This is a genomic window from Bradyrhizobium erythrophlei (assembly GCF_042430365.1).
GTDB classification, from domain to species: domain Bacteria; phylum Pseudomonadota; class Alphaproteobacteria; order Rhizobiales; family Xanthobacteraceae; genus Bradyrhizobium; species Bradyrhizobium erythrophlei.
Window position 1 is genome coordinate 1,591 of record NZ_JBHMET010000143.1, and the last position, 3,169, is coordinate 4,759.

2 protein-coding genes and 2 pseudogenes are annotated in these 3,169 nt (G+C 59.7%); 1 reads left to right on the plus strand and 3 read right to left on the minus strand.

Features of this window, described 5'->3' with window-relative positions:
* Positions 1–371, plus strand: a pseudogene (locus ACFFWD_RS21550) (hypothetical protein); the annotation flags it as partial.
* Here the strand turns inward: ACFFWD_RS21550 and ACFFWD_RS21555 are convergent.
* The 3 genes and pseudogenes from ACFFWD_RS21555 to ACFFWD_RS45310 form a co-directional block, all read right to left on the minus strand.
* Positions 359–2,569: a recombinase family protein gene (locus ACFFWD_RS21555; protein ID WP_376968498.1), complete on the minus strand. Its 2,211-nt coding sequence runs from the start codon at positions 2,567–2,569 to the stop codon at positions 359–361. The pseudogene ACFFWD_RS21550 and the gene ACFFWD_RS21555 overlap by 13 nt on opposite strands.
* Positions 2,562–2,756 (minus strand): hypothetical protein, encoded by a 195-nt coding sequence (locus tag ACFFWD_RS21560; protein WP_376968499.1) that lies wholly within the window; start codon positions 2,754–2,756, stop codon positions 2,562–2,564. The genes ACFFWD_RS21555 and ACFFWD_RS21560 overlap by 8 nt, the downstream gene beginning before the upstream one ends.
* Before the next feature lie 67 nt (positions 2,757–2,823).
* Positions 2,824–3,066, minus strand: a pseudogene (locus ACFFWD_RS45310) (DUF5372 family protein); the annotation flags it as partial.
* Between the last annotated feature and the right edge of the window lie 103 nt (positions 3,067–3,169).

Below are 3,169 nucleotides of genomic sequence, written 5' to 3' on the forward strand. Positions count from 1 at the left end.
AGGCGGCGAGGGAGAGCTTCGACGGATGGATCGAGCCGATGCTCCAATCCATCCACCGCCAGGGATATCGGGCGCCGAACATTCGGCGTGTCTATATCCCCAAGCCCGGTAAGACGGAGAAGCGCCCCCTCGGGGTTCCAACTGTCGCCGACCGGGCGCTCCAGCGCAGCGCGGCTGAGGTGTTGTCCGCCATCTACGAGCAGGACTTCTTGCCCTGCTCGCTCGGCGGCAGGCCGAAGCTCAGCGCCCATCACGCCTTGGCGACCCTCAATGAGGTCATCGCCGGCGGCATGATCAGCTGGGTGTTGGAGGCGGATTTGAAGGACTTCTTGGATCGTGATTCATACTGCACCCCAGCTTATGAAGTTTGATTGAAGAGGTCTGTTTGAGTGCGGATCACCTTGAGCCGCAAGCCTTTTTTGCGTCCTTGCTTGACATGGATAGCTTGGATCTCACCGCGCTTGACACGCTGCAATATTGTTTGTCTGGAAACGTCTAATAGGCGCATGGTTTGATACATGGTGAGGTATCCCTGCGGTACGTCTTCGGCGACACGAGCGCGCAAATCGTCGGTGAGGCGAATGCGCCATGGTGCGCCAGGTGTGATCTGTTCACCAGCGATGATGCCGTCGTTGAGCCAACGATGAATGGTGGATGCCGCAACGCCGAGTGTATTGGCAATTTGTGTGACATTCATCAGTTCTCCATCTGGTGGGTTGGCTGGCCGCTCATAACGAGCGATGTTCCATTGTCGGCGCAAACCACTGACAAGATTCGCAGTGAAGCGATGACCATACGCGGTTCTGCGCTCCTGTCGGTTGAGAATACCGGCTATGACGGCGTCAGGGTAATGAGTTGCTAGACGACGGAGCAGCGCAATGGTGTCTTCATCGGTGCGCACGGTTGCGCGTCGACGCGGTAGGTCGAAATCGATCTCGGTCAGAGCGCTTCCCCGCCAACGCAGCGTCAGATGAGCGCGATGCTGCTCCTTGTGGACCGTGATGATGACTTCCTCAAGTACGGTGCGAAGGAGTTCTTTCTTGTCTCTTGGCAAGGTGGTTGGAGCCCGCCAAACGGTGGACAAGTCAGTACCCAGAGCGAGCAGGCGGCAACGCTCATTGGCGCTGAGCGTCTTCGGTCGCAATGCTTCGCGATGGGCAAGCTCGGCCTTGGCCCTATCGAGTTCGCGCAGGGCTTTCTCCCACTCAGCCTCGAGACCGCGGGCGACAAGACGATTATCAGGGTCGACGGCGCGATAGCGACGCTCGGCGCGTTGCGTTTCATAGCTTGCCCGTTCCACCGTGAGACGCCATTGCGCGAGCGCACCGTCATGGTCGGCTTCGAGCCGCTCGGCCGCGGCAATTGCCGCCTCGACACCGATGGGCGCGAGCGCGGCGAGCACGGCCCGTTCAACCGCTTCGTCAACTTGCAACGCACCGATGGTAAGGCAGTAGACGCCGCGACCATTGGTGATGTCCTTGCCGGCGCAATGATAGCCTGCGGATGCAGTGCGACCCGTGTAGTGAGTACGCAACTTACGACCGCAACGTCCACAGACTGCGATGCCTTGCAGCAGGGCAGTTCCTTCTCTCACGGCACCGCTACCTGATTGATGCGGGCGTGGATGAGTGTTGGCGGTGATCCTCGCGCGATTAGCCTCATAGGTGTTCCAATCGATAAAGCCCTCATGGTGGTTCGGGATGAACACCTGCCATTGCGAGCGCGGCAGTTTGCGCGCGCGCTTCTTGCGTACGCCGGAAGCGTCGAGGGTGATCTCATGACGGCTCTTGCCATATGCGTAGGCGCCTGCGTAGACCGGATTGGTGAGGATATGATAGACGGCGATGTAGCTTGGGTCGACCCAGCTGATTTTAGCGCCGTAGTGCATCCGCAGGGGCAAACACAGACCCTCGCTACGGAACCATAGCCAGACGCGACGTGCCGATCCGAGCTCAGCGAAGCGAGTAAAGACGGTCTGGATGGCGGCGCGCACGGATTCGTCGGGGTGGAGGCAGACCTCGCCATCCTGCTCACCCCAGACGAAGCCCACGGGAAGATTGCGACGCAGTTCGCCGCGTGCGGCCTTGTTGCGGATCCCACCGAGCAAACGTGCCCGTAGCACATGCAGTTCCGCTTCGCTCATGGTGCCTTTGAGGCCAAGCAATAGCCGGTCGTTGAACATCGCCGGATGATAGACGCCATCGGCATCGCCGATGAGGGTGTCGGTGATTCCGCAGAGATCCAGGAGGCGATACCAGTCGGCATTGTTGCGGGCAAGGCGTGAGACTTCGAGGCCGAGTACAATGCCGACATGGCCGAGAGCGACTTCGGCAGTAAGTCGGGCAAAGCCATTGCGCGCCACGACACCGGATCCGGAAACGCCAAGATCTTCGTCGATAACGACAACTTGCTGAGACGGCCATCCAAGTGTGGTTGCTTTGGAGGCGAGCGCATATTGGCGTTGCGTCGACTCTCGATTGTGCTCGACTTGAGCGGGTGTGGATTGCCGCAGATAGATGTAGGCAGCGCGGCAAAGATGCGAAGCGCTGATCTTTGAGAGATCATTCATCCGTCATCTCCGTCTGTTCGGCGGCTTTGACGACTTGAGCGATCAAGCGGGCCAGAGTGCTGAGAGCCTCGGCGCGTGCTTCGGCGTCGAGCTGTTGGCTCCGCTGCACCGGAGGGGGAGGTTCGAGAAACGCCAGGGTTCGTTGCGCAGGAGCGGGAGGTTCGTGAATAGGCAGGGTCCGTTGCATCAAAACTCTCCTCATCGGCCGCTGGCTTTGGCTGAGGAATCAGGCAACGGCCCAGGAGAGCGTCGACGATCGCCCGCGCATGAAGCAAATCGGTCAATGGAGCGAGGCAGCGCTCACCGGGTCCGGACCCAGATGTGGAAGGTTCGTCAACAGCTTGTGTTGCTTTCCAATCAGTCCAGCACGCGGGAACGAGCGAGCGGCTGCCATCTGGAAGCACTACCAGCAGCAGCAAAGTGCCACGGCGCTTGACGGTGCCCATAAGTCGCAATGAGCGGCCATCAAACGGATGCCGCTCACGCTGGATCGTCACCGAACCCGAAAGGTTGCGGAGATGGGTAGTATGTGACGCTTTCCTTCGGGAGTCTCGATCATGATTGGGTCCTCCGGTTTGTCGAACATCGAGTCGGTGATCC